The sequence below is a fragment of the Pelorhabdus rhamnosifermentans genome, from assembly GCF_018835585.1.
Taxonomy (GTDB): Bacteria; Bacillota; Negativicutes; order UMGS1260; family UMGS1260; genus Pelorhabdus; species Pelorhabdus rhamnosifermentans.
This window is the reverse complement of sequence record NZ_JAHGVE010000007.1, coordinates 55,270-80,478: the sequence shown is the minus strand read 5'-3', so window position 1 is coordinate 80,478 and position 25,209 is coordinate 55,270. Positions and strand designations below refer to the sequence as shown.

Sequence of the window (25,209 nt, the reverse complement as noted above, 5' to 3'; positions counted from 1 at the left end):
TTTTCTTGCTTCGGACAATCCGGTCTGGCTAGTTGCAAGAGCTACCGGAACTTTTGCAGGACATCCTGGGTAATATCCAGCCCGCCGTAGGATACGCTGTCCTTGTTGATGACAATAGTCAGTTGTTTTTCCGCCGCCACTTCGTTGATGGCCGCATTGATCTTGTCGGCAATCCCTTTCAGCAGTTCCTGCCGTTTTGATTCCACCCGCTGGGCGAGCTGGAGTCTTAAGTCCTGCTTTTCCTTGTCGCTGAGACCGGCCGCTTTGGCAGCAAATTCTTTATTAACCTGCTCGCTTTCGGCCTTTAAGGCGTCGCTGGCTTTTTGCGTGTCCGGGTGCTGGTGGATCAGATACCCGTAATCAACCACCCCGATGCCGGCCGCCTCAGCGGCATGGGCTTGTCCCGGGAAGGCCGTACAACACAGCATTCCCCATAACAGCAGCACCGCCCACAGCATCCCCGTCGTCTTTTTTAGTTCTAAATCAACCATTATGTACATTTTCCTTCTTTCTCTATCAGTAATAGAACGTTCATCCTACTTAGATTCCAACCGCTTCGACTGCGGGAGCCGCTTCGTTTTCCGCAGCACAAGCTAAAGCGGCAGCTACCTCGGCTTGGGAATCGTCGGGCTGGGCCGCTGCAACTTCCGCAGCACCGACTGAAGCGGCAGTTGCCTCGGCTGGGGAATCGTCGGGCTGGGCCACTTCATTTTCCAAGTCGGTCTTCTTTTTCAACACGCCGGCCGCCACAAGCTGCGTAACGAGGTTGTCCTGAACGTTGAGGGATTGGATGAACCCCTCCAAGGGCATAATGATCCGTTTGCTAATATCGACTACAGGCTGACCATTGTCACTCTTGAGTTGGGGCTGCACCGTCATCAAATCGATGCGGACAAGCTGTCCTGTTACATGAATGGCGCTAATCGCGTCGGCAAAAATTTCCTGATTCATCCTTTTCTCTCCTTTGCAATCTCGCTTTATTCTTTGTCAAGCCAGCGGTCTCCCCGGCCTGCAACAGTGCATAAAGAAATGAATAGTATTCCGATCATCGCTCCCGTTGTCAACAAAATATAGTCCTTGAGAACTTCCAGTAACATTCTATCCCCCCTTTACTAATTATGGAAATTGCGGTAAGAATTTTTTTCTTACCGCAATCCAAGAACTTAACCGCCGGCTGTGGGCCGTACCGCGATAGCAACCGCAATGACCCCGCTTTGCCTGACCGCATCCAATACTTCAACCACCCGGCCATGCTCGACACTGCGGTCGGCATTAATGACTACGGACGGCTTTGTGCCCTTATTCTCCAATTCAGTCAGTCGTGCTGTGACTTCCGCCGCCGAAGAAATCTGCTCTTTCTCATAGAACAAATGGCCATCCTGCGTCAGAGTCATTGTGACCACTTTCTTTACTTGGTCCTGTCCGCTGGCAGCATGGGGAAGACTGACTGGCATGCCATGCTGTTGAATCATGGAAAGACTGGACATCATGAAAAATACTAAGAGAAACATCATGGTATCAATCATTGGGATAATCTCGATACGAGCCTTCTTCATGGGTTTACGTGTTATCGTCATCGTCATCGCCCCCTAATCTTGTTTAACTAGCGCCATCTCTAATTCAGTCGCATAATGTTCGATCGTTTCACTTTCCCGCTCAATGCGAGCCGAAAAGTAATTGTAAGGTATCAAGGTCAGTACTGCTATGGTGATGCCTGTAGCTGTGGCGATAAGTGCTTCCGCCACACCGCCTGTTACTGCGTTAGGCGATCCACCGCTGTCAACCATGGCCATAACCTGGAAGGAGTTCATCATCCCAAGGATGGTTCCCAACAATCCGAGGAGCGGGGCCATGGTAATAATGGTATCAAGCGCCGACATTCCCCGCCTCATAACAGAAAGCTCGTTAATTCCCGCCGCCGCCATGGCTTTGGCCGGATCGTAACTGTGGGCAATGCCAGCCGACATCACCTTCACCAGCGGCAAAACTGAGCTGTTGGACAGCTTCAGTCCGTCGTTAATACGTCCGCTATCAACTAACTTCAGCACCTCTTCGGCCACCCCCACTTTGTTGCCGATGCGCCGAAAATAGAAAAAACGTTCAATAACAATCGTTAATGCAATGAGTGAGCATGCCATCAAGGGAAGCATGACCCATCCCCCTTTAATCATATCCAACATAATTGATCATCCTCGCTTATTTTCTTAGTTATAAATTTTTAATCGGCTTCCGAAAGATCGAACTTGATTTTTACATTTCTTTCTGTTGTAACAGGCGTACCGTCGGCGTCTAAACTCGGTGAATACTCCCGGGCAGCCGCAGCAGCCGTCGTAGCCTCGTCAATATCAGCACGACCGCTATGAGGTGTGGATAGCACTGTGGAAGATCCGTCGGTATTAATGCGGATTCTCACGATGACAGTTCCCTCCCAGCCTGCTTCCCTGGCAGCCATCGGATAACTTGGCTTGGGACCGGAAAGAAGTTTTGCCGCGACAGGGGATGATACATGGCGCGGCGGTTCCGGTGCCGTTCCCTTGCCATAACCAGTCCCGATACTATCGGCCGGCCCGGTCGGAATACCGGTGAATGTTGGCATTGCTGTTCCGGTCCCGGACTGCAAGGCCACTGAACTCGGGCCTGATTCTCCTGGCAGGGCGGTCGGCACCGGCGCCAGCGAAGACTGATTGGCCGCCGGCGCCGGTGCCGCTGCCTGTTGAGGCGTCTGCGGCTGATCTTGCGGGATCGGCGTCTGATCCGGCAGTGGCGGGATCTCTTCTTTGGGAGGAATAACGTCTTGTTGCTGTTCGGGGACAGGAACAATCTCGACAGTTGTAACATTCCGCGCCGAATTAACGGGCGGAGACAGCGGCATCAAAATAACAGCTACAAGCAACGCACTATGAACAAGTATGGCAGTTACGGTCGATCTTCCATAGATGCTATTACTCAATAATTTCATGGGTGTTCACCTCCACTCTCTATACTTTAAATTAGCGCCAACAGTCGACATCCTTGCCACGTGTCGGCGGGACCAGCAAAACAACCTTGGTAGAACAACTTACCATACAGGGCAGTCCTTACAATTTCTGTATCAAAACATCCATAAAATCAAGTTCGTGTTGAATGAATAATAGCGGATGATTGAATAACGCCTGTAAATGAAGGGGCAACTTTTTCCCGCCTTGCGATTCAAATAGGACCTGGATGTGTTCCGCAATCTCCAGCAAAAATTTTTTCCTTTGCTCCAGAGCAGCTATCACCGCTTCCCTGGCCAGAAATGGAATGGCCGCCACAGCTAAATCAAACCGGACATCTCTTTCCCTGGAAGAGGAGAGAGCCGCCAGGATCTCCTGTCGCAATATTGTCTTACCCTCATGAGTTATGGCAACTTTTCTAAGTAGCGGATCGCATGTTGTCCCTGCTGCGTCCGTCGCGAAAGTTACCAGTTGCCTGTTCATTAATTTATTCAGAGCAGCACCCACAAAAACAGTCTCGCTGGCAGTACATTCCTTGTAACCCCGATCTTTTACCAATTGGTCCATTTCATAACCGGAGATTGTTACTCCTTCGCAAATGATTTGCAAAATCAACAGTTCAACTTCACTAAGATTCATAGCATCATTCCTTTATTGCTTAAAAGAAATATTACATATGAGTAATATTATACCTAAAAAAAAGATGTTGTAAGAATTCTCTCATCTTGCAACACAACGAGCAAAGCGCTACTTGCTGCCGTACTTATATCAGAATTTATAATTCTTGTAATAAAACATCTATAAATTCAATTTCGTGTTTAATAACTAACAGCGGGTGCCGAGACACTGAATGCAAATCAAAGAACCGTTCGGTCCTGCTTTGAGATTCAAACAAAGTATGGATGTGTTCCGCAGCCTCCGCCAGAAGCTTTTTTCTTTTCTCCAGTGCCACTTCAACTTTTTCTAAGGCCACCAAGGGGATGGCTACCACAGCTAAATCAAACCGGTCATCCCTTTCCCTGGAAAAAGTTAGCGCCGCCAGGATCTCCTGCTGCAATAATTTCTTGCCTTGCTCGGTTATGGCAAATCTTCTGAGCAGAAGATCGGATTTGACAAGTTCTTTTTTCTTTAATTCTTTCAGATCAACATCAACGAAGGCAGTGTCAGACCATTCTTCACTATTCTGTTTTCTTATCAAAGAATTTCGTTGCGCTACTAATTGTTTGATTTCATAATCAGAAACCTCCGATCGTTCACAGATAATCTGCAAAATCATAAATTTTATATTCGTGAGCTTCAAAATACCACTCCTTTATTTCTGTATAAAAATATTACATATGAGAAATATTTTTTCTACAAAAAAAATTGATGTAGTACACTCCACGACACAAGTTCATTTTACAGTATCAACCAATAAAAATCAATGTGCCCAACTTGTTTTAACCAATAATTAACATTCTCTTAACATAGCATTTTATTCGTCGTATCGCATCGTTGGAAGCTGGGCCAAACAAAAGAGCCATGTTCTTGACAAGTCAAGAACACAGCATTTATGAGGCTTCAAGGTCACTTTCCTGCGGTTCGTCAAAAACTCCCGTGAAGAGTCTTCTGGCTGTTTGCTGTTCCCGCTTGGGAATCAATCCGCCTTCCATCAACATCCAGTCAATAAAACACCCATAACCTTTTGTAGGATCATGAACAAAGACATGCGTGACAGCACCAATAATTTTCCCATTTTGTAAAATCGGGCTGCCGCTCATCCCCTGAACAATGCCCCCCGTTTTTTCGAGCAACCTGTCATCCGTTACTTTTATCACTAATCCTTTGCCTTCAGGAACATCTTGAATGTTAATTTTTTGAATTTCAATGGAGAATTTTTCAATCTTTTGTCCATCAACAACGGTCAGCATTTCCGCACTCCCCAATTGAACCTGACTCATGGACCCCACAGGTATTGCATCAGGATAAAGCGGGTTGCCCAAATCTTCAGCCAAAGTACCGTCAATACCGAAATTTGTATTTTTTTGAATGGTGCCTAATAATTTATCTTCATCAATGAATACGCCGATTTTCTCACCCGGTTGACCGCGACGTCCCTGCTGAATACCAGAAACAGTTGCTGCAACAATTTTTCCTTGTTCACAGTCAATCGGTTGATTTGTATCATTATCGGTAATAATATGACCTAAAGCGCCATAATTCTTTGAAACAGGGTCATAATAAGTCAACGTACCCACTCCAGCCGCACTATCCCTGACAAACAATCCAATGCGGTATCGTTTCGTATCGGTACAGAGCACAGGTTGTACGGATAAATGAATCCTCGAATCGCCCCGTTTAACAAGTAAATCGACACTCTTTCCGTCCTTTCCACTCTGATCAATCATCTCGGCAACTTGTGAATCACTTTGGACTGGCGTGCCATTTAAACTCACAATGACATCGCCTACTAATAAGCCATTGTCTTTAGCTGGTGTTTCATATTTTCCCTCCGCTGTCAAAATAGGAGAATGACCGACAACAATCACGCCTTGCGAATGTAGAACAACACCAATGGAATGCCCACCAGGAACAAGCTTGAGTGTTGGTAATACATCCACATGAACGGTACGCAATGGAATCAGTCCAAGTAAAGAAAATTGAATCGTTGCTTGACCTAACTTCACCGTTTGCAAATTTACCGGATGGGACCAAGAATAGAGAGGCTCATGAGTTCTCAAGACACTTTCATCCGAATTGTCTTGATTCACTGCAACAGCCAGGGGAAAGTCAACATCAATTGACGTTTGTTCTCCTTCAAGGACCCGCATATTGGGTGGCATTTTATAAACACTTTGGAACTGAGGTGAACAGCAAAATATGCATATGAAAAGAATCAGAATGACTCCCGTAATCGCTCGTCGCCTATTTTTCAAAAATAAAATCACATCCTTTCCAAAAGGTCATTTTTAAACATTCACTTCTGTTTAAAACATTCCCTGAAAAGGAGGGGATTATTCCGCCATAAATCCCATTTATTCACTTGGAAATTGAAATTAGACTAAATTAGTTAAAAATATCGCGCAAGCTCATGCTCACGCGATATTTTACCATTTTTCTTTTTTTATCTTTGCAAAACGAATCATTTGTCGAGCATTTTCGACAGCCGTCTCCGTTACATCACACCCGGCAATCATGCGCGTTAATTCCATCACTCGCTCTTCATCATCCAGCGAAGTGATCGTTGTCACTGTTCGATCTTCCTTAGCATGTTTTTCAATATAAATATGCCGATCCGCTACAGCTGCAATTTGCGGCAAATGCGTAATACAAAGCACCTGTTTGTACCTTGCAATCTGCGCAATTTTCTCCGCCACAGCCTGTCCAGTTTGCCCACCAATGCCACTATCGATTTCATCAAATACCAAAGTACTTACTGCATCATGATCGGAGCAAACCGTTTTAATAGCTAACGCCAAGCGCGATAATTCTCCGCCTGACGCAACTTTCATTAAGGGCATCTTCACTTCACCCTTGTTCGCAGAAAATAAAAAGGCCACTTCATCACGCCCCTGCGCTGTAAAATGCGAACCTTGTTTACATGTAACAACAAACTGTGCATTCGGCATACTTAAGTCTTTGAGATGGCTTGTCACTTCTGTCCCGAGCTTACATGCAGCTTGCTGGCGAAGTTCACTAAGGGAATGAGCGAAAGCCGTCAATTTCTGTTCTTGCTCTACTCGTTTCTTCGTGAGCTGTTCAAGGTGAAAATCCGCATTTTCAAGCACTGACAGCTCATTTTGTGCTTGTTCATAATAATCAAGAATTTCTTCAATCGATGAACCATATTTTTTTCTTAATTTATAAATCACATCCATACGCTGCTGCAACTTATTTAACAACTGGGGATCATACTCAAGTGCGTCGCCATAATCACGCAAGCAGGTGCTAATTTCTTCTAACTGATAAATTACATCTGTCACAACCGCCGTTTTATCAGCCAGCGATTCATCATAACGGGATATTGTTTCCAGACTTTTTTTGACTTCAACTAAAGCAGCTAAAATTCCATTATTGCCCTTGCTATGGTGATTTAAAAATTCATAAGCTGCTATAACAGACTGCGATATTTTCTCACTATTAGCCAGACGGGAAATCTTTTTCTCCAGTTCTTCTTCTTCCCCCCTGACTAGCGCAGCATTTTTGATTTCTTGCGTTTGCCATGTTAGCATATCCAGCCGTTGTTCACGCTGCGCAGCCGCAGTACGAATTTTTTCGATTTCCCTTTTCTGATGTTGCCATTCATCAAAACACTGCCGATATTCATCAAGCTGACAGGCAATCTCCGGACTTCGATCATCGACAATACCTAAATAAGCCTCAGGGTTTAATAGTACCTGATTTTCATGTTGACCATGCATATCCACTAACAAGCTGCCAATTTTCCGTAGCAGTTGCAAAGTTACATGGCAATTGTTCACGACAATTACACTTTTTCCATTGCGGTTTAGGCGACGACAAATAATCAGTTCACCCTCTTCGATACCAATGCCCTGTTCTTCAAGCAAATCAAAAATTTGCTGCTCGTTCTCATCCAAACTAAATAGCGCCTCTACACGATAAAAGTCTGTTCCATGGCGAATGGATTCACTAGAAGCACGTGCCCCTAGCACGATTGTAAATGCGTCAATTAAAATGGATTTACCTGCACCTGTCTCACCTGTCAACACATTAAGTCCCGCAGTAAATTCAATGGACGCCTGCTCAATTAATGCAAAATTCGTAACAGTTAATGACTTTAGCATTGCAAATCTCTCTCCCTACCTATGCAATGGTTGTACAGAAACTAGGCCTGAATAAGTGCCTTAAATTTAGCAATCACTTTGGGCACCGCTTCAATAGGCTTCACAATGATAAAAATCGTATCATCACCCGCAACGGTGCCAAGTACCTCGGGCCAACGCACATAATCAATATTATAAGCTACAGATTGCGCCGTCCCCGGCATTGTCCTCAGTACAACAATATTTTCACTGAAATCAATGGAAGTAATGGAATCCTGAAAGGTTCGTTCCATGCGTGATTGTGAAAAAGGCGTATTTTTCTCAGCTGGAAAAGCATAGCGATAGTGTCCATCGCCTGTAGGTACCTTAATCAGCATGAGTTCTTTAATATCACGCGAAACTGTTGCTTGCGTCACTTCAATACCTTCTTGTCGCAGCGCATCAGCTAAATCTTCTTGGGTCTCCACAACATGACTTTCAACGATATTTTTAATTTTAGTGTGGCGCAATCCCTTCAAAACCCTCACTCCTTATCTTTTTGATCTCATATCTTAGGCAAACTTTCACTGATTATAAAAATCGCCGCGATATAATTTATTGCGCAAAATATCAAAATAGCTTTTGCCGTAAAATCGGATAAACCGCGCACTGTCAGGCGCCTTACGAATCATAATTTTATCTTTTGGCGTAAGATTCACAGCCGCTTGCCCATCGGCGCTAAGGACAACATCGGCACTTGTATCATCGATCGTAATCGTAATAATATCCTCCTCAGATACAACAAGTGATCGTGAATGAAGTGTATGGGAACAAATAGATGTCACAACCATAACCTTAGCACTTGGTGCAACAAAAGGTCCGCCAGCCGAAAGCGAGTAGGCCGTTGCACCTGTAGGAGTAGCAATAATCAGACCATCGGCCGGATAAGTAGCTGTATAAACATTATTGACAAAAAGATTCAGTCTAATCATGCGTGAATAACCATTTTTCGTAATAACCATATCATTAAGCGCGAGTGTACTCGGTATCGAGTCATCTAACCGTTCGACTGTGGTCTCAAGCATGAGTCGCTCTTCAATGTTATATTTCCCAGCAATGAGACTATCAAGAGCATCCTCTATCTCACTAAGCTCCACTTCCGTTAAAAAGCCCAATTTGCCCAGATTGACACCACAAACTGGAATCTTTTTAGCGGCAATGTTCCGCGCAATATTCATAAAGGTGCCATCACCGCCAAGGGATAACGCAACATCAATCTTATCTAAAGGAACAGTGCTGCAAACCATATTAGAAAATTGCATAATTTCTGCTGTCTCACAGGGAATAATAGCTTGTACACCACGTTCCGTAAGATAGCTTACTATTTTATGTAACACTGCGTCAACTTGTGCCTTTTTTAAATTTGGAAATAACCCCACTGTTAACACGAGATATCCTCCGCTCGCCTCGTCAGCTGATCATGTGCTGCAGCGACTAACTGATGAATCGTTTGTTTGTCCATAAGCAAAGACTCAGCAGGCGGTATTTTTTTTAGATATAACAAATATTCAATATTCCCCTCAGGACCTTTCACAGGAGAGAAGGTTAGTCCCCAAGAAAAAAAGCCTGCATCCGTTGCATCATCCATGACTTTTTGAATAACCTCCTGGTGAACTTTCGCATCTTTTACAACGCCTTTTTTACCGATTTTTTCTCGTCCAGCTTCAAATTGCGGTTTAATCAGCGCTACTAGTTCTCCCTCAGTTTTTAATAAGGTTGTCGCCACAGGCAATACCTTATCAAGTGAAATAAAAGCCACATCAATAGAAATAAAATCGACAGCAGTGCCAATATCGTTAAGAGTAACCTTACGGATATTCGTTCGCTCCATATTCACAACACGGTCATCTGTTCGCAGTGACCAAGCCAGCTGTCCATAGCCAACATCAATGGCAAAAACTCGCGCCGCCCCATTTTTAAGGGCGCAATCAGTAAAACCACCTGTCGATGCCCCTATATCAATCATCGTTTTATTTGAAAGGTCAATCGAAAAAGTTGCCAGAGCCTTTTTCAATTTTAACCCACCGCGACTGACAAATTCTAAATCATGTCCACAAAGTGTTACCTTAATATCTAACGAGACAAGAGTACCTGCTTTATCAATTTTTTGACCATTCACAAGTACGCGCCCCTCCATAATTGCACTGCGGGCCCGCTCACGACTAGGAAAAAATTCGTTTTTGACTAAAAATAAATCAAGCCGTTCTTTCGCCATCATTTTACTCCAAATTTCTGCAGGTAAGTCATAACTTGACTTGCAATCCCCCTGCTGTCTAATTGATATTTTTGTAATAGTTTATTCCGTGCCCCCTGTTCAATAAATTGATCAGGCAGACCTAGCCGAAGAACCTTGACCCAATTCAAGTGCTGCTCATCAATATATTCGAGCACAGCTGAACCAAATCCCCCTGCTAAAATATTTTCTTCCACAGTCACAATGATTCCTACCTCTTTAGCAGCCTTACGAATCATTCGGCCATCAAGAGGCTTTATAAAACGCATATTCACCACACCGGCACTAATTCCCTGCTCAGCTAATAGTTCAGTAGCCTCCCGGCAAGGATCAACCATCGTACCCACAGCCAAAAAGGTCACTTGCTTCCCAATTTTCAGTTCTTCACTACAGCCAATTTCAAGCACATGAACAGGTTCTTCCATGGGAACGCCAAGACCGCAGCCACGCGGATAACGAATGGCAACAGGTCCATTGTTATAATCAAGCGCCGTTTTGAGCATATGCCTAAGTTCATTTTCATCTTTCGGTGCCATAATCATCAAATTGGGTATATGTCGCAAGAAAGATAAATCAAAAACGCCATGATGCGTCGGACCATCTTCACCAACAAGGCCTGCTCGGTCAATGGCTAGGACAACAGGCAATTTTTGCAGACACAAATCATGAAGTATGAGATCATAGCCGCGTTGAAGAAACGTCGAATAAATGGCAACAACAGGCTTTAAACCCTGCGTCGCCATGCCGCCTGCCATCGTAATGGCATGTTGTTCGGCAATGCCTACGTCAAAAAAACGTTTAGGAAAGGCTTTAGAAAATTTATTCAGTCCTGTACCGTCAGGCATAGCGGCTGTAATCGCAACAATTTCCGAATTTTTTTTCGCCAATTCCACAAGGGTGTCGCCAAAAACATTTGTATAACTTTTAGACCCGCCAGAGCTTTTTATTTCACCTGTTTCGATACAAAAGGGACCGACACCGTGAAATTTAGCAGCGCTACGTTCGGCTGGCAAATATCCTTTACCTTTATGAGTAATGACGTGAATCAATACGGGGCCTGCAATATTTTTGCTCTGTTGCAATACTTCAATAAGAGAATTTAAATTATGACCATCGATAGGTCCCATATAGGTAAACCCAAGTTCTTCAAACAACATGCCTGGAACTACAAGATATTTCAAACTATCCTTGACGCGTTCCACTGTATCAGCTAATCTGTCGCCAATAGAAGGAATGGAACGTAACAAATATTCCACATCTCGTTTTACTTTCGTATAAGCTGGAGTCGATCGGACCTGCGCTAAATACTCAGACATAGCACCTACATTTTTTGCAATGGACATTTCATTGTCATTTAGAATCACAGTCAGCGATGTCTTGGCATTTCCCGCATTATTGAGGGCCTCATAGGCCATTCCGCCTGTAAGCGATCCGTCACCAATAACCGCCAAAACAGCATGTTTTTCTTTTTTGATGTCACGGGCAAAAGCCATTCCTAAAGCCGCCGAAATGGAAGTACTGGAATGACCCGTGCCATAACTATCATGTTCACTTTCTGAGCGTTTCGGAAATCCACTGATCCCGCCCAAGGTACGAATGGTTCGAAAAGCATCTTTTCGACCCGTTAAAATTTTATGAATATAGCACTGATGACCTACATCCCAAACAATCTTATCATAGGGACTGTTAAATACCTTATGGAGAGCAAGGGTAAGCTCCACGACACCCAAATTGGGTGCTAAATGACCACCGGTCTCAGAAATTGTCTGAACAACAAGTTCGCGAATTTCTCCAGCAAGCTTGGTTAACTGTGGTAATGAAAGTTTATTTAAATCTCCCGGCTGAGCAATCTGATCTAATATCTTATTCAAACAAATTCTCCTCTTTCCCAAAAACTAAAATCATACAACAAAGGCCAAACAGGCAGGAAGTCTTCCTTTTATCGATAGAGATGATGGAAGGAATAAGCAATCGTAATCCCCAGTACAGCCCCTGCTAAAACTTCCAGTGGTGTATGACCCAATAATTCTTTCAGCCGCGTATCTTTAACAATATGTTCAACAGTTAATTCTCTCACAAGTTCATTAATGACCTTGGCCTGCTTTCCGGCAGCCTGCCTAACTCCTGCCGCATCATACATAACAATGGACGCTAGCACAACAGCGACAGCAAAAAGCGGCGAATCAAATCCGTCATGATAGCCAGCGGCAGACGCCAGCGAAACAACGAGCGCCGTATGAGAACTGGGCATACCACCGGCACCAACTAACCTTTTGGCATTAAATGCTTTGTCTTTCCACATCGATGTAATGGTCTTAAGCACCTGTGCAATAAGCCAAGCCACAAGTGCTGTCATTAATACCACATTATGCATTAAGTCCACCAAGAGATTTCCCACAGTCGTCCCCTCAACTTTCTCTTGCTAACAGATACTGTACAAGCTGACGCAAAATTTGTGCTTCCTCTCCGAAAATTTCCAGAGCGCAAGTAGCCTGTTCAACAGAGTGCCGGGCTAATTTCTGCGCGCCTTCCAAAGTATAAAGTGATACATACGTTGATTTATGATTGCGTTCATCACTGCCGATAGGCTTACCGATTTTATCACTGCTGCCAATGACATCAAGTACATCATCCGTAATTTGAAAAGCCAAGCCAAACTGTTTGGCATACTCTGTTAAAGCCGTAAGTTGCCGTTCACTAGCACCAGCTAACCAAGCGCCTGAACGAACAGCAGCCCGAAACATGGCCCCTGTCTTTTGTTGATGCATATATTTTAGGGTATCACTGTCAATCTGTTTATTTTCACTTAAGAGATCTACGACTTGTCCACTAACCATGCCATAAGGTCCTGCTGCTTCAGCAATCTCCTTAACAACTATGCAAAGAATCCCTTTATCAACGCCCCTTTGTGACAGCAATGTCACAAAGGCCTGCGTGAGAAGGCCATCACCGGCAAGCAAAGCCAACGCATCACCATACACTTTATGATTCGTTGGTTTTCCCCGCCGGTAATCATCATTATCCATAGCAGGCAAATCATCATGAATGAGTGAATAGGTATGAATCATCTCAAGTGCACAAGCCACTGAAGTAAAACGCTCTCCCTTGCTTCCGACAGCATCAGCTGCTGCCATAAGCAAAATCGGACGCAGGCGTTTTCCGCCAGCAAATAAGCTATAACGCATGGCTTCAATAAGAACAGCATCACAGCCAGTATTAGCAGGCAAAGCTTCTTCTAAGGCTTGATCAATTAAATCAGCCTTTTCAGCAATATATTGTTTTAACATTTATCTTCCTCCAACAGTGTCAACTGTTTCTCCACAATCTTCCCTTGCTGGGATTGAATAATTTTGTCCACCTTTTTTTCAGCTTGATCCAATTGAGTTAAACAGACCTTGGAAAGTTTCATGCCTTCGGCAAACCCCTCTAAGGATTCTTCAAGGGAAAGTTCACCGCGTTCCAACTCTTTTACGATCAATTCTAATTTATCAAGGGCCTCTTCAAAAGATACATTATTTTTCATGGTAGGGCTCCTTTCCCCTCTGAATTACTTGTACCGTCAAGTTTCCTTCAGCTAATAACAGCGTGAGTTCATCCCCAGGAGCTACCTGATTCGCTCTTGTTATAACTTGTCCATCTTTGCGGCGCACAATACTATAGCCACGCCCTAACACAGCCAAGGGACTCAGCATGGCAAGCTTTTCACTCAGTAACAACTGGCGCTGCCTGTTATCAGCTATTTTTTGCTTAATAACCTGCACCAATTTTTCTTGGTAGTCATCGAGGATTTGCTGCTGCCTCACAAAAAGCTCCTGAGGTTCGCGCATAATCCGGGCTTTCTGGCAAGCTTCTACCCGTAAACGAAGAACACGCAGTTGATTAAACATCTGCACTTTCAGCCTGTCTTCTAATGAACGGATATGACGCAAAAGTTCATTGACATCAGGCACAACAATTTCAGCAGCCTGGGAAGGAGTCGCCGCCCGAACATCAGAGGCAAAATCAGCAAGAGTAAAATCTGTTTGATGTCCGACAGCGGATACAATAGGAAGGATCGATTCACTCATGGCGCGAATAACCCGTTCATCATTAAAAGACCATAATTCTTCTAATGAGCCCCCGCCTCGCCCCATAATTAACACATCCACCTTGCCATAATGATTAAAATCACGAATGGCCTGAACAAGTTGCGGCGCTGATTCGATGCCTTGTACTGCCACTGGATAAAGCACAAGTGGAATGCCCTTATAACGTCGTTTAGAAACCGTTACAATATCACGCAAAGCTGCTCCTGTTGATGATGTAATAATCCCGACCGCCTTGGGCAAGAGTGGCAGTCGCTTTTTTCGGCTCTCATCAAACAAGCCTTCTTGACTGAGTTTTTCTTTTAATTGTTCATAAGCCAAGCTCAGTTCACCGACACCCTCCGGAACAATTTGATCAGCATAAAGCTGATACTGCCCGTCGCGTTCAAAGACTTGGATACGCCCACGTACAATCACCTTCATGCCGTCACGAGGCATGAATTTTAAATATTGCGCCTTACTCCGAAACATAACAGAGCGAATGGTGGCCTGCGCATCTTTCAGTGTAAAATAGCAATGTCCTGATGCAGGATGCTTAAAATTCGATATTTCACCGCGCACAAGTAAGGCGCTAAGAATTAGATCTTGGTCAAAAAGCTGTTTAATATATCGTGTTGCTTCAGCAACAGAAAGTATGCCCATGAGTTACCTCGCACAAACGTTGTAAGACGTTTTTCCCTATATCTCTATGACATAACAGTAAAACAAAAAAAAACAGACGTAAATAATGTCTGAACAGGCACATTAATAACGATGATACTTCTGTAATAAAAAGCCCCCCACTGCCCCGGCAATAAACCAGAAGAAATAACCAGGCGGAATCAAATGACCAATAAGCACGCCAGCAGCAGCACCAAGCAAAACATAGAGTAACATCAAAAGCCCCCCACTCTTTTTGCTACATTTTATGCTAGCCTATCAAGAGTGGTGCTGTAAAAGTGAAAAATAGGCTGCACCTACGGCATGATCCGAACTAAATTCCTGTTTAGCAAAAAACAACTGACTATGCCAATGGACCTTTGCTGCTGCACGAACTAAATAGGCCCGCAGAAATTGATTGCTCATGACGCCCCCAACAAGCAAAACATCCGTAAGCCCCGTGTCCTTCATAGCACGATCAAGCAGCCTGCTTAATGTTTCAGCAACAATCCATTGCGTACGACAAGCAATATCGGCAGAATCCTGACCTTTGGCAATCAATTGAGTAAGATGCGTTTCAGGCCCTGAAAAACTCAGCCTGCCATCATGAAAAGCGATAGGTAGGTCGCCAATTTTAAATGTTATTTGTGAAGTAGCCGCAAGTTTTTCCAACTGAGGTCCAGCTGGAAAAGGCAGGGTAAGTTTCACGCCCATGCGATCAATCAGCTGACCGGCAGAAATATCCGTTGTAGCAGCAAGCAGCGTCAGTTTCAAGAACGGACCTGTGCGCTCCACCTTGACAAGCTCTGTCGTCCCACCCGAGACATGCAGCGCTAAAAACTCATTAGCCAGTCTTTTTCCGACAGACCAAAGCCCCGCATAAATATGATTTTCCTGATGACTTAGTCCATGACAGGAAATACCTTGACTGAGTGCAATCACTTCAGCATAACCCTTGCCAACTAAAAAGGCTGGCATATAAGAATCAGCCACAGGTCTTGGACAGGTGGATACCCCTACGGACTGAAAAAAGGGCCTCGGTATTTTCTGAATAACTTCATGAAACAGCTGCGGCAGATTGCGTGTATGCTGGAAAACCATTTCTGATTGAGCCAGTCCCCGTTTTCCCGGAGAAACACAGAGCAGTTTCCGTTTTTGCGCAACCAGGCAGGCTTGTTCATCCATAACAGCTACAGATGTTGTGTAACAGCTTGTATCCATCCCCAGAAATAGTTTCATTTAGCTCGCTGCTTTACAAGAGACCCCAGTATTCCATTAACAAATTTGCTTGACTCCTCTGTAGCAAAAGCCTTGGCAAGTTCAACAGCCTCGTTGATAATGACACCTGGCGACAATTCTTCTGTCCCATAATCCATTTCGAACAAAGCCATACGGACAATATTGCGATCCACACCAGGCATACGATCAATTTTCCAATCTTTCGAAAGGGTTGTAATCACTTCATCAATGACTGTTTTTTTGTCTAATGTACCGACTAGAAGAATGCGGGCATAGTCCATCGACTGAGCCGAAACATTCTTTCGTTCATTACAAACATTTATTAAGGCCTCTTCAGGTGTTATTTCATTAAAATCAAGTTGGAACAATGCCTGTAAAGCAAGTTCTCGTGCAATTCTACGACTCATACATTACCTCTTTCTTTACCGATGATATCCTGGTGGCAATAACCGATCCAAAATATCCATAATATCTTCTTTTTCATCCATACGTTTACCAATAACATAGCCAACAATTGAACAGACAACAACAAACAAGGTGTGAAGAAATCCAAAAAGCAGAATAAAAACACCACAAAAAAATCCAATGAACGCACCCGTAATCTTTCCGCTGTGCTGTTGCCAGATTTCCTCCAATAATTTATTATTCATCGCACACCTCTTATTCTACGCGCTGTTTGGCTTTAAATTCATTGGAAATATTCTCAACAAGAATTTCAATATCAGAAAGCTCAACACCTACTGTATTTTTCATCATCTCAGCAATACGTTTTTGCATTTCACTGCCAACGGTGGGCACATGACTTTCAGGACTAACTACAGCTTTGACAATAACCTTTAAGACATTGCCTTTTTTTTGCACATTTACCTTGACCGCGCGAACTCCACGCGTATAACGGGCTGTTTTTTCCACAAAATTTTCTATGGCAGTCACGGTAATATGAATATCTCCCTGGTCCGTATGGGTAATAATTGTCTCATGATTTTTCCGGAATCGAAGACTTGCCAAGAATAATCGCAAACTAATGAGCATAAACAATAGGCCAATTAGCCCCACTTCCCACTGGCCGACAAGATAGGTTATACTTGTCCATACCCATTCCAAAGGAAGGAGATTAAAGGCAAGAAGCACAACGCCAAGTCCTAAGAAAGTCAATAAAAAGGTATAAATCGACAAAATAACAAGATCAATGATTTTCATATTGACTCCTTTCTTTAGCGAACGCGAATATCTTCTTCTTTACTCTCATTTACAAAACCGACACCTTGTACATGAATATTCACTTCAACAACATCAAGGCCTGTCATGGATTCAATGGCCCTCTTCACGTTTTCTTGCACTTTTAGGGCTACATCAGGAATTCGAACGCCGTACTCAACGATGATATACAAATCAACAGCGGCTTCTTTCTCGCCGACCTCGACTTTTACGCCTTTAGACAGATTTTTCTTCCCTAGCATCTCAGCAATACCGCCAACAAGGCCCGCACTCATGCCAGCCACACCAGGTATTTCCGTTGCTGCGAGACCTGCAACAATGCCAACGACTTCATCGGCAATCCGAATGGTGCCAACATCAGCTGAGACTTTATCATTTTTTTCCAAGGAATTCATCCCTCCAATTTAGGCAAAATACCGAACTACTTTGTATGTATGTAAAGAACTTATAATATATGACTTTACTATTATACCAAAGTCCTGTCCACTTTACTATTCTTTAGCGAATAACTTCATCTAAATTTCTGCCATTAGCGGGGTATAAAAAAAAACAGCCTGCCTAAGGCTGGAAAAAATCCGAACTGTCATTATGGTTTGGCACTAATATTAATATCCTCAACTTTCACCCCTGCGACTTGATGAATAATCTCAGCTACTTTGAGCACTTCATCGCGTGAAAGCGTCGCCCCCTTTACAACAGCGCTAATCGAGTCGTCACGAATAAAAACAAGAGCATCGCTAAAACCGCGGGACTTAATCATATTTTCAATTTCTAGTTCCCGCTGTTTGTCTTGAACCATCTTTAATACCGTATCTTGAGCCTTAAGACGGGCATTGTAATTTTTGGAGTTTTTAATAATCTCACGCAGTACATCAGAACGCTCACTGCGCACCTTATCGCGTTCCAAACGATATTCGATAAAAAAATCCGGACTTGCTGCAAGCTCAAGGGCATCATGGGGTGCCGTCGTTGTAACCTGAAGAGCCTTGGAGCGATCCATGGTACTTGAATGCTGCGTAAAAAGCCATCCACCAATACATAAAACCATAACAACAAAAGCTGCAAAAAATAGTAGTATTCGAGTGCGTACAGCACGTGCCACCGTTACAATCATTTCATTCTCCTCACTTTCTCTGGGGTAAAACCGTTACTTTATAAGCCGCCACTCCGAGTCCTGTTTCAACAGCTTTAGTCAAATTGCTTTTTACAGTTGAGTCTGTTGCGCCTTCGGCAATAACAAGTACCCCTTTAATAACAGGCTTGGTTTCACTCACCATAACGGGTTTATCCACACCATTTTCCTTCCCCATTAAAATTTGTTCACTTTCCTTACTTTCTGTTGTAGTCCGAATGCCACCTGCATTATCATTTTCTTGAATGGTCTTGTTCTCCTTTGTGACATTTTTAGCGAAATCAGTTGCGGCACTACTTTCTAGCGTTACATTGACAGCCACAGAACCCGCTCCTTTTACTTGTGCCAGTAAATTGGCAAGTTTAACCTCTAGTGCTTCCTCTACACTACGTTGTGGCATATTCGCCGGTACCTTGGCCGCATCGGTTAAGGGGATTGCAGGCAGAGTTTCGTGGGTCTTTCCGTCAAAAAATCCGCCTGCAATAACAAGTAAAATCCCTACTATGCCAATGGCAACAAGCTTGACATTCTGCCGAAAATAATCAAGATAGCGCCGAATTGTATTACTTTTTATTTTTTCCGTTAACTCTGCACGCATAAAAACGCCTCCATTCATCTGCTTTGACAGCAAAAAATTATTGTACAATAATTTTTTGCTGTGACAACTGAACTGTTTCGCCTACTGTACGCACCACCTTGGCTTTCAATTCTTCACTAGGACCTGTATCTTCAGGCACAGCATGACCAATTACCACAGGCGTAATGTCTGTCGGGCCGCGTTTTTGAAGAGTAATCGTGACAACACGAATGGCCCCGTTCTTTTGATTTGATTTGGCTTGCTCAAGGTCTACCGTAACTTGGGCATCTCCTACGCCAGCGATGGTCATAACAACAGCGCGGATTTGCCTAGACAGTTCTTTTTTATATACATTCCTTGTCATTTCTTGCTCCATCGTTACTAACTCCTCCGCTGACGCCCCCTTACTTTTCCTATCTTCTCTGCCCAAATCACGCCAAGTTGGTAATAATTCGTCTGGTTGCCCACGACTTAAAACCGTAACAATCGGATTTAAAACAGCCAGCATTATAAAAAGCCCAATAATCACACGGATAAATTTTCGCATCTGTCCGCTTGGTAATAAAAATTCCAGAAAAGCTGCAAATAAAACAATATAAATAATTCCTTTAATCCACCCCGTAAGTGCCGCAATCACTGCTAACCTCTCCTTCCCATCGTTATGATTCCAACTAAGGAAGCGCTAAAGTCATATTTCCTGTGCTAATAATCATCGTTATTACCAGAAAAAACATCAACGTAACAACAAGAACGGCACCAAACACAAGAAGTAAATTATTACCCATCCCATTTAAACATTGGGCCATTTTTTCATCACCAAGTGGTTCTACAAGAGCACCAGCCAGTTTAATTGTAATAATAAGCGATAACATTTTAACAAGCGGCAGAATGCACAGTGTAATAATGACAAACACTCCAAAAATGCCAATCCCATTTTTAAGTAACATGGAGGCTCCCATAACCACTTCCACTGTATCAGCAAACATTTTCCCCACAACAGGAATAAACGTTGCTGTGGCAAACTTGGCTGTACGCAACGTTACACCGTCTGTCACACTGCCAGCTATGCCTTGAATAGTAACAATTCCGACAAAAACAACAAAAACGAATCCAAGAACAACCATAGCCGACTGTTTTAAAAGACTTGCTAAATTGGTTAATTGATAGTGATCAGACAGATAATTGACACATTCGAGCACAGCCGTCAAAAATAACAACGGCAGAACAATATCTTTTGTTAAAGAACTAACGACATTGACGATAAATAGCATAAGCGGCGTAAAAAGAGCTGCTGATGTAAAAGCGCCAACACCCGCTAAAAGAGAAAGCAGCACAGGCAGGAGGGCTTCCATAAAGCTGACCATCGTTTCCACTGTTGTTTTAGCAATAACAAGGACAACTGAGAATGCATGAAGTGCCAAGACTGTCATAAAAGCAAAACAAACCCCATAGGAAAGCAGCGCAATTTCTGACTTTGCAAAAGAATTTTGCAGGTTCTGTAATAATGCACATAATACGGCAAGTATTAGAAGTTCTCCTAATAAATGAACCGTTTGCAGCCACTCTTTCATAAATTTTACATAAATCATTTTTCCAAAATCATGCAAATTCAGGGGAAATCCCTGCGTCGCAAACTGAAGGGCCGTGTTACCATTTAATTCGGGAATATTTGCATCCATTTCCCCATTCACTTGATGAATATACTCATTGACTTCATTGACAGATAATTTGTCAAATAAAGGCTGAACAAGATTAGATGCACCAAGAGTCTCGTCCGGATTGTTCGCCCACACAACACCTGTGCTCCAAAGCAGTACAAGGAGGACACCTGCCCAGATTTTCATCGGCTCACCTCAAGGAATTAATTTGACAATCGTATCTAGGACCAACGCCAGCACAGGCACCGCCATCACTACAATAAGTACTTTCCCGGCAAATTCGATTTTTCCAGCCACAGCCCCCTCGCCAGCATCACGACAAATCTGAGCACCAAATTCAGTGACATAGGCAATACCAATAACTTTGAGAATCGTATTGAAATACAGAGGACTCACATTTGCTTTGTCAGCCAAATCCTGAAACAATGTAATAACAAGACTAATTTTTGTTAGAACAAAGAGAAAAATCACCACAGCCAAGGTAAGACTTAACTGCACAGCCAATTCCGGTTTCTGACTTTTAATAATTAAACTAAGCAAAGTAACAACGAAACCCAGCCCGACAACTTGAATAATATCCATGCCTGACACCTCTTTAGAACAGCTTGAATACATCTTGAACAGTCGTAAATAACCGTCCTAAGAGCTGTACAACCCAAAGCAGAACAAGAGCAAACCCTGCTAAAGTACAGACTTGCGCCATATCTTCCTTACCGGCCTGTTTAAGCGCCGTATGAAAAACAGAGACAAGGATACCAACACCCGCAATTTTAAACAGAATCTCTAGTCCCACAGGTTTCTCTCCTTTCTTACAACAACAAAATGACAAGTATGAGGCTGCCACAAATGCCTAAGTAACGAAACATTTTCACATTCACAGCTTGATTTTGCCTAGCCTGTTCTTCAATATCTTGCAATTGTTTCAGCGTCATGGCAAAATAAGCCGAATGTCCCTTCGGATTAATGACAGTAAGCTTTGTCACTAACAAAAGTAAAAGCTCCTGTTCCGGCTGTTCCAGCCTGATATCATTCTTAAGACGCTCAAAATTTTCTTCCAAGGCGTCCACAGGACTTAACTGACGTGAGTGCTCCATGGCTAATGCTGTTTTCATAAATAACTCCGCAATCGGTCCTTCCAGTCCCTGAACAATCTGTATAAAAGCCTGCGTAAGTGGCATGGCTACATGCTCAATATAGGATTCAAGCGTCGTCAGACAACTCGTTAGCAGCTTAATTTGTTGCAGCCGCTCTTCATACCGATTGGCATAACGGAAACCCAAGGCACTACCTGCCACGATAATCAATAGGCACCCTACGCATTTCAGCCACATACTTTCACCCCTCTAGCATCCTTTGACAAGAAGATTTTTCCTGTCTTACCTGAAATAATCTGAATAACTGTACCTGGCGCAGGCTGATCACTAAGCACAATATAAATATCAAAGTAATGATTTTTAAGTAACGAACCAATATGAGGACGATAAAGGATATCATCCGGCCCTGTTCCATGAACACTCGTAATTACGGCTACGCCCGCATGAATGGCTTCAGCAATAGCTGCCGCATCTTCCTCACGACCCAGTTCATCTGTAATAATCACATCGGGTGCCATAGACCGGATGAGCATCATCATACCAATCGCCTTGGGGCAGCAATCAAGCACATCGAGACGAGGTCCCAAAGCTACAGTTGGAACACCTTGCACGCAAGCAGCAATTTCCGACCGTTCATCAACAAGTCCTACTTGTTTACCCGGTAGCCCTAGCTGATCTATACCCGTGCTTAGCTGTCTGGCAATATCACGAAGTAGTGTCGTTTTTCCGCAACGAGGCGGTGAGATAATCAAAGCATTATTGAGCCGCTGCTCATAAAACAAATATGGAAGGACACCTGATGCACAGCCTTGAACTTCACGGGCAATACGAATGTTGAGGGAACTAATGGAGGTTAATGTCGAAACAGCCTGATCCATAACAATTGCTTGTCCCGTTAAACCAATTCGATGTCCGCCCTGGATCGTAAGAAACCCCCGTTTTACTTGTTCTGAAAAAGCATATAAAGAATTTTGACTCATAAGACAGAGTATGGCTTGAATTTCTTCCATTGTTACAGGTGAAGGATTTTTTTCTTGTACATCTGCCAGAAAAAAATCTTTTTCTCCACAAACAACGAGCGGTTTTTGACCAACACGCAGTCGTATTTCCGTAATATCCAAAAGAAGAGAATGAGGCAGAATCGCCAAAGCACGAACAAGACGCGGCGTCAGTACAGGAAAAATAGTCTGTCGAAACTGCTTACACATCTCGTCCACCTTCTCCTTTCCCCTTTCTTTACATAGCTATGAAAAAGACAACTCCTTTATGACAAAAAAAATCCCGGCTATTCGCCGAGATTTCTACGTGCTCACGCTATAGACCGGGATCATCATAATACCTGTCTCTCGTATCATCACCTTCATAAACAGATTCATAAACTACAGTACCGCAACTTGGACAAGTAATTTCTAAATCCTTGTCGTCATGAAGAACATCTGCCTCAAATGCCACTTGGTCATGACACGTGGGGCACTCTACTTCTACATAGTCATCGTCAGGACAACTGGAATCTTCGTAAACCTCGTCTTCCAATTCCGTTAAGTCCTCATCAATCGTTGTGACATACTCTTCCAAATCCTCATGCGCATCTGTTATACTTTCAAATTCTTCCGCAAAATCATCTAAGACATCAATAATGTTCACAAGCAATTTGCCTTCTGATGATTGTTCATTCACTTCCAGTCCTTTTGTCAAGCCATGAAGATAAGCTACCTTTTCTTTCACAAAGCCCAAAAATAAAACCCCCTTTTACTTGTCTTCGCAACGTAGGGTTATTATTCCCGTTTGTCACAAAAAAATAAGTAAAAAGGGGCTAGAATTCGTTTAATTAAGCGCGTTCAATATAATTACCCGTACGCGTGTCAATTCTCAAAACATCGCCAATATTAATAAATAATGGAACCTTTACAACATAGCCTGTTTCTAGGGTAGCTGGTTTGTTCCCACCTGTTGCCGTATCACCACGGATGCCAGGGTCTGTTTCAACAACAGCCAATTCTACTGCATTTGGCATGTCAACGCCAATAACAAGACCTTGGAAGAACATAACACTAATGTTCATATTTTCTTTTAAGAAATTTTTACTGTCGCCTAATTGTTCCGCTGTAAGAGTAACTTGATCATACGTTTCATTATCCATGAAAATATAGCCATCACTTTCATAAAGATACTGCATGTCCCTCTGGTCAATATGCGCTTTCGGAACTTTTTCACCTGCATTAAATGTTCGTTCAACAACAGCACCTGTTTTGACGTTCTTCAATTTAGCCCGCACAAAAGCGGCCCCTTTACCTGGTTTAACGTGCTGAAAATCGACGACTTGCCATACGGAATTATCCAATTCAATTGTTACACCTGTTCGAAAATCATTTGATGAAATCATGGCTTTTCCTCCTAATTACAATCCAATTCTATGAGTTCTTTGCGACTGGCTGTGAGTATTTTACACCCGGCACAAGAAACGACAACAAGATCTTCAATACGTACTCCACCAAAACCTGGCACATAAATACCTGGTTCCACTGTAACAACCATATTTTCTGCCAAAATAGTGTTACATGTTGGCGACAAACGCGGTTCTTCATGAATAAAAAGCCCGACAGAATGGCCCAAACCATGACCAAAATATTCACCATATCCGGCAGACTCAATCATGCTTCTCGCTACACCATCGATTGCATCGCAGGCACTACCTGCCTTTACTGCAGCAATACCTGCAAGCTGAGCGGACAGGACTGTCGCATAGAGCTCTTTTTGTTTATCAGTGGCCCTACCCACACAGACGGTACGTGTAATATCAGAATGATATCCTTCATAGACAGCTCCAAAATCCATGGTAACAAAGTCGCCCAATTGAAGCTCACGCTTCGTCGGCTGAGCATGAGGCAGCGAGCCGCGTATACCAGACGCCACAATGGTATCAAATGCTGGCTTCATGGAGCCAAGCTTACGCATGGCATGCTCAAGTTCAACTGCAACAGAAAGTTCCGTCGTACCAGGTCGAATGACAGGCAAAATCTGCTCAAAAGCCCGATCCGCAATTTCAACAGCCTTAGTTATGAGAGCCAGCTCAGCTTCGTCCTTCACCCTACGCCACACATCAAGCTTCACGGGACACAGCACAAGAAAGGGCGCTGCTTGCCGAAATTTCTCATATAACTCTACAGTAAAAAAATCTTTTTCAAAGGCTAGCCGTTGAATGCCGTGACTTTTTAGCCAAAGAGCTAGAGACTCCCAGAAATCAGAACCCTGACGAACAATTTCAAAATCAGGTGCCTGCTTCGTTGCCTGCTCAATATAACGAAAATCAGTAAACAGAGCTCCTTGATCTGCTAATAAAACAAGGGAACCAGCCGAGCCTGAAAAGCCACTCCAATACAATCGGTTTTCGGGTTTCGTAACAAGAACAGCCTGGACGTCATATTTGTCAAGCAAGGCTTTAGACCGTGCTAATTTTGATTTCAATTTCACCATCTCCCCTGAATCAGCTATTCGCTGGATCAAGTACTAATTAACTCCCTTTTAACCATATTAACTGTTTAATTCTAGCATAGATA

Annotated in this window: 34 protein-coding genes; all 34 read right to left on the bottom strand. The window is 43.4% G+C overall.

Going from position 1 to position 25,209, the window contains the following annotated elements; all coding sequences use genetic code 11:
- Positions 1 to 41: 41 nt before the first annotated feature.
- On the bottom strand, positions 42 to 491 hold the full coding sequence (locus Ga0466249_RS10080; protein WP_215829326.1) for an OmpH/Skp family outer membrane protein: 450 nt from the start codon (positions 489 to 491) through the stop codon (positions 42 to 44).
- A gap of 49 nt (positions 492 to 540) precedes the next feature.
- Positions 541 to 951 (bottom strand): hypothetical protein, encoded by a 411-nt coding sequence (locus Ga0466249_RS10075; protein ID WP_215829325.1) that lies wholly within the window; start codon positions 949 to 951, stop codon positions 541 to 543.
- A 212-nt stretch (positions 952 to 1,163) separates the two neighbouring features.
- On the bottom strand, positions 1,164 to 1,577 hold the full coding sequence (locus tag Ga0466249_RS10070) for an ExbD/TolR family protein (RefSeq protein WP_215829324.1): 414 nt from the start codon (positions 1,575 to 1,577) through the stop codon (positions 1,164 to 1,166).
- Between the two features lie 12 nt (positions 1,578 to 1,589).
- Positions 1,590 to 2,180 (bottom strand): MotA/TolQ/ExbB proton channel family protein, encoded by a 591-nt coding sequence (locus tag Ga0466249_RS10065; protein ID WP_215829323.1) that lies wholly within the window; start codon positions 2,178 to 2,180, stop codon positions 1,590 to 1,592.
- A 38-nt stretch (positions 2,181 to 2,218) separates the two neighbouring features.
- A complete protein-coding gene (locus tag Ga0466249_RS10060) occupies positions 2,219 to 2,959 on the bottom strand; it encodes a TonB family protein (RefSeq protein ID WP_215829322.1) in 741 nt (246 codons plus the stop codon).
- 118 nt (positions 2,960 to 3,077) lie between these two features.
- Positions 3,078 to 3,614, bottom strand: a complete 537-nt coding sequence (locus Ga0466249_RS10055) for a hypothetical protein (protein ID WP_215829321.1) — start codon at positions 3,612 to 3,614, stop codon at positions 3,078 to 3,080.
- A 136-nt stretch (positions 3,615 to 3,750) separates the two neighbouring features.
- Positions 3,751 to 4,275 carry a hypothetical protein gene (locus Ga0466249_RS10050; protein ID WP_215829320.1) on the bottom strand — a complete coding sequence of 175 codons (525 nt, stop codon included), beginning with the start codon at positions 4,273 to 4,275 and terminating at the stop codon, positions 3,751 to 3,753.
- 250 nt (positions 4,276 to 4,525) lie between these two features.
- Positions 4,526 to 5,902: a SpoIVB peptidase gene (spoIVB, locus tag Ga0466249_RS10045; RefSeq protein ID WP_312889749.1), complete on the bottom strand. Its 1,377-nt coding sequence runs from the start codon at positions 5,900 to 5,902 to the stop codon at positions 4,526 to 4,528.
- Positions 5,903 to 6,061: 159 nt separating this feature from the next.
- Positions 6,062 to 7,759 carry a DNA repair protein RecN gene (gene recN / locus Ga0466249_RS10040; protein WP_215829318.1) on the bottom strand — a complete coding sequence of 566 codons (1,698 nt, stop codon included), beginning with the start codon at positions 7,757 to 7,759 and terminating at the stop codon, positions 6,062 to 6,064.
- Between the two features lie 41 nt (positions 7,760 to 7,800).
- On the bottom strand, positions 7,801 to 8,256 hold the full coding sequence (gene argR, locus Ga0466249_RS10035) for an arginine repressor (protein ID WP_215829317.1): 456 nt from the start codon (positions 8,254 to 8,256) through the stop codon (positions 7,801 to 7,803).
- A 45-nt stretch (positions 8,257 to 8,301) separates the two neighbouring features.
- Positions 8,302 to 9,165 (bottom strand): NAD(+)/NADH kinase, encoded by an 864-nt coding sequence (locus Ga0466249_RS10030; RefSeq protein ID WP_215829316.1) that lies wholly within the window; start codon positions 9,163 to 9,165, stop codon positions 8,302 to 8,304.
- Positions 9,159 to 9,992: a TlyA family RNA methyltransferase gene (locus tag Ga0466249_RS10025; protein ID WP_215829483.1), complete on the bottom strand. Its 834-nt coding sequence runs from the start codon at positions 9,990 to 9,992 to the stop codon at positions 9,159 to 9,161. Before Ga0466249_RS10025 ends, Ga0466249_RS10030 begins: the two co-directional genes overlap by 7 nt.
- A complete protein-coding gene (gene dxs / locus Ga0466249_RS10020) occupies positions 9,992 to 11,881 on the bottom strand; it encodes a 1-deoxy-D-xylulose-5-phosphate synthase (protein WP_215829315.1) in 1,890 nt (629 codons plus the stop codon). Before dxs ends, Ga0466249_RS10025 begins: the two co-directional genes overlap by 1 nt.
- 68 nt (positions 11,882 to 11,949) lie before the next feature.
- Positions 11,950 to 12,408 (bottom strand): divergent PAP2 family protein, encoded by a 459-nt coding sequence (locus Ga0466249_RS10015; RefSeq protein ID WP_215829314.1) that lies wholly within the window; start codon positions 12,406 to 12,408, stop codon positions 11,950 to 11,952.
- Between the two features lie 10 nt (positions 12,409 to 12,418).
- A complete protein-coding gene (locus Ga0466249_RS10010; protein WP_215829313.1) occupies positions 12,419 to 13,297 on the bottom strand; it encodes a polyprenyl synthetase family protein in 879 nt (292 codons plus the stop codon).
- Complete coding sequence (xseB, locus tag Ga0466249_RS10005) at positions 13,291 to 13,533, bottom strand: exodeoxyribonuclease VII small subunit (protein ID WP_215829312.1); 243 nt, start codon at positions 13,531 to 13,533, stop codon at positions 13,291 to 13,293. The genes Ga0466249_RS10010 and xseB overlap by 7 nt, the downstream gene beginning before the upstream one ends.
- On the bottom strand, positions 13,523 to 14,737 hold the full coding sequence (xseA, locus tag Ga0466249_RS10000) for an exodeoxyribonuclease VII large subunit (protein ID WP_215829311.1): 1,215 nt from the start codon (positions 14,735 to 14,737) through the stop codon (positions 13,523 to 13,525). Before xseA ends, xseB begins: the two co-directional genes overlap by 11 nt.
- 102 nt (positions 14,738 to 14,839) lie before the next feature.
- Complete coding sequence (locus Ga0466249_RS27160; RefSeq protein WP_281422628.1) at positions 14,840 to 14,971, bottom strand: hypothetical protein; 132 nt, start codon at positions 14,969 to 14,971, stop codon at positions 14,840 to 14,842.
- A gap of 42 nt (positions 14,972 to 15,013) precedes the next feature.
- The gene (locus tag Ga0466249_RS09995) at positions 15,014 to 15,973 is read right to left on the bottom strand and encodes a Kae1-like domain-containing protein (protein ID WP_215829310.1); all 960 of its coding nucleotides are present in this window, start codon (positions 15,971 to 15,973) and stop codon (positions 15,014 to 15,016) included.
- Positions 15,970 to 16,380 (bottom strand): transcription antitermination factor NusB, encoded by a 411-nt coding sequence (gene nusB, locus Ga0466249_RS09990; protein ID WP_215829309.1) that lies wholly within the window; start codon positions 16,378 to 16,380, stop codon positions 15,970 to 15,972. Before nusB ends, Ga0466249_RS09995 begins: the two co-directional genes overlap by 4 nt.
- A gap of 15 nt (positions 16,381 to 16,395) precedes the next feature.
- Positions 16,396 to 16,623, bottom strand: a complete 228-nt coding sequence (locus Ga0466249_RS09985; RefSeq protein WP_215829308.1) for a DUF2273 domain-containing protein — start codon at positions 16,621 to 16,623, stop codon at positions 16,396 to 16,398.
- Positions 16,624 to 16,633: 10 nt separating this feature from the next.
- Entirely contained in the window at positions 16,634 to 17,173 is a 540-nt protein-coding gene (amaP, locus tag Ga0466249_RS09980; protein WP_215829307.1) for an alkaline shock response membrane anchor protein AmaP, read from the bottom strand.
- Positions 17,174 to 17,187: 14 nt separating this feature from the next.
- The gene (locus tag Ga0466249_RS09975; protein WP_215829306.1) at positions 17,188 to 17,586 is read right to left on the bottom strand and encodes an Asp23/Gls24 family envelope stress response protein; all 399 of its coding nucleotides are present in this window, start codon (positions 17,584 to 17,586) and stop codon (positions 17,188 to 17,190) included.
- A 191-nt stretch (positions 17,587 to 17,777) separates the two neighbouring features.
- A complete protein-coding gene (locus Ga0466249_RS09970; RefSeq protein WP_246588616.1) occupies positions 17,778 to 18,305 on the bottom strand; it encodes a SpoIIIAH-like family protein in 528 nt (175 codons plus the stop codon).
- A gap of 10 nt (positions 18,306 to 18,315) precedes the next feature.
- Positions 18,316 to 18,921 carry a SpoIIIAG-related protein gene (locus tag Ga0466249_RS09965; protein ID WP_215829305.1) on the bottom strand — a complete coding sequence of 202 codons (606 nt, stop codon included), beginning with the start codon at positions 18,919 to 18,921 and terminating at the stop codon, positions 18,316 to 18,318.
- Between the two features lie 37 nt (positions 18,922 to 18,958).
- Positions 18,959 to 19,537, bottom strand: a complete 579-nt coding sequence (gene spoIIIAF, locus Ga0466249_RS09960; protein ID WP_215829304.1) for a stage III sporulation protein AF — start codon at positions 19,535 to 19,537, stop codon at positions 18,959 to 18,961.
- Between the two features lie 34 nt (positions 19,538 to 19,571).
- On the bottom strand, positions 19,572 to 20,744 hold the full coding sequence (gene spoIIIAE / locus Ga0466249_RS09955; protein WP_215829303.1) for a stage III sporulation protein AE: 1,173 nt from the start codon (positions 20,742 to 20,744) through the stop codon (positions 19,572 to 19,574).
- 9 nt (positions 20,745 to 20,753) lie between these two features.
- Positions 20,754 to 21,140: a stage III sporulation protein AD gene (spoIIIAD, locus tag Ga0466249_RS09950; protein ID WP_215829302.1), complete on the bottom strand. Its 387-nt coding sequence runs from the start codon at positions 21,138 to 21,140 to the stop codon at positions 20,754 to 20,756.
- A gap of 13 nt (positions 21,141 to 21,153) precedes the next feature.
- Complete coding sequence (gene spoIIIAC, locus Ga0466249_RS09945) at positions 21,154 to 21,351, bottom strand: stage III sporulation protein AC (RefSeq protein ID WP_215829301.1); 198 nt, start codon at positions 21,349 to 21,351, stop codon at positions 21,154 to 21,156.
- 16 nt (positions 21,352 to 21,367) lie between these two features.
- Positions 21,368 to 21,889: a stage III sporulation protein SpoIIIAB gene (spoIIIAB, locus tag Ga0466249_RS09940; protein WP_215829300.1), complete on the bottom strand. Its 522-nt coding sequence runs from the start codon at positions 21,887 to 21,889 to the stop codon at positions 21,368 to 21,370.
- Positions 21,880 to 22,860, bottom strand: coding sequence for a stage III sporulation protein AA (spoIIIAA, locus tag Ga0466249_RS09935; RefSeq protein ID WP_215829481.1), 981 nt, complete (start codon positions 22,858 to 22,860; stop codon positions 21,880 to 21,882). Before spoIIIAA ends, spoIIIAB begins: the two co-directional genes overlap by 10 nt.
- A 106-nt stretch (positions 22,861 to 22,966) precedes the next feature.
- Positions 22,967 to 23,377, bottom strand: coding sequence for a CD1247 N-terminal domain-containing protein (locus tag Ga0466249_RS09930; RefSeq protein ID WP_312889755.1), 411 nt, complete (start codon positions 23,375 to 23,377; stop codon positions 22,967 to 22,969).
- A 103-nt stretch (positions 23,378 to 23,480) separates the two neighbouring features.
- Positions 23,481 to 24,035, bottom strand: a complete 555-nt coding sequence (gene efp, locus Ga0466249_RS09925; RefSeq protein ID WP_215829298.1) for an elongation factor P — start codon at positions 24,033 to 24,035, stop codon at positions 23,481 to 23,483.
- An 11-nt stretch (positions 24,036 to 24,046) separates the two neighbouring features.
- Positions 24,047 to 25,126 (bottom strand): M24 family metallopeptidase, encoded by a 1,080-nt coding sequence (locus Ga0466249_RS09920; protein WP_246588632.1) that lies wholly within the window; start codon positions 25,124 to 25,126, stop codon positions 24,047 to 24,049.
- Positions 25,127 to 25,209 lie beyond the last annotated feature (83 nt).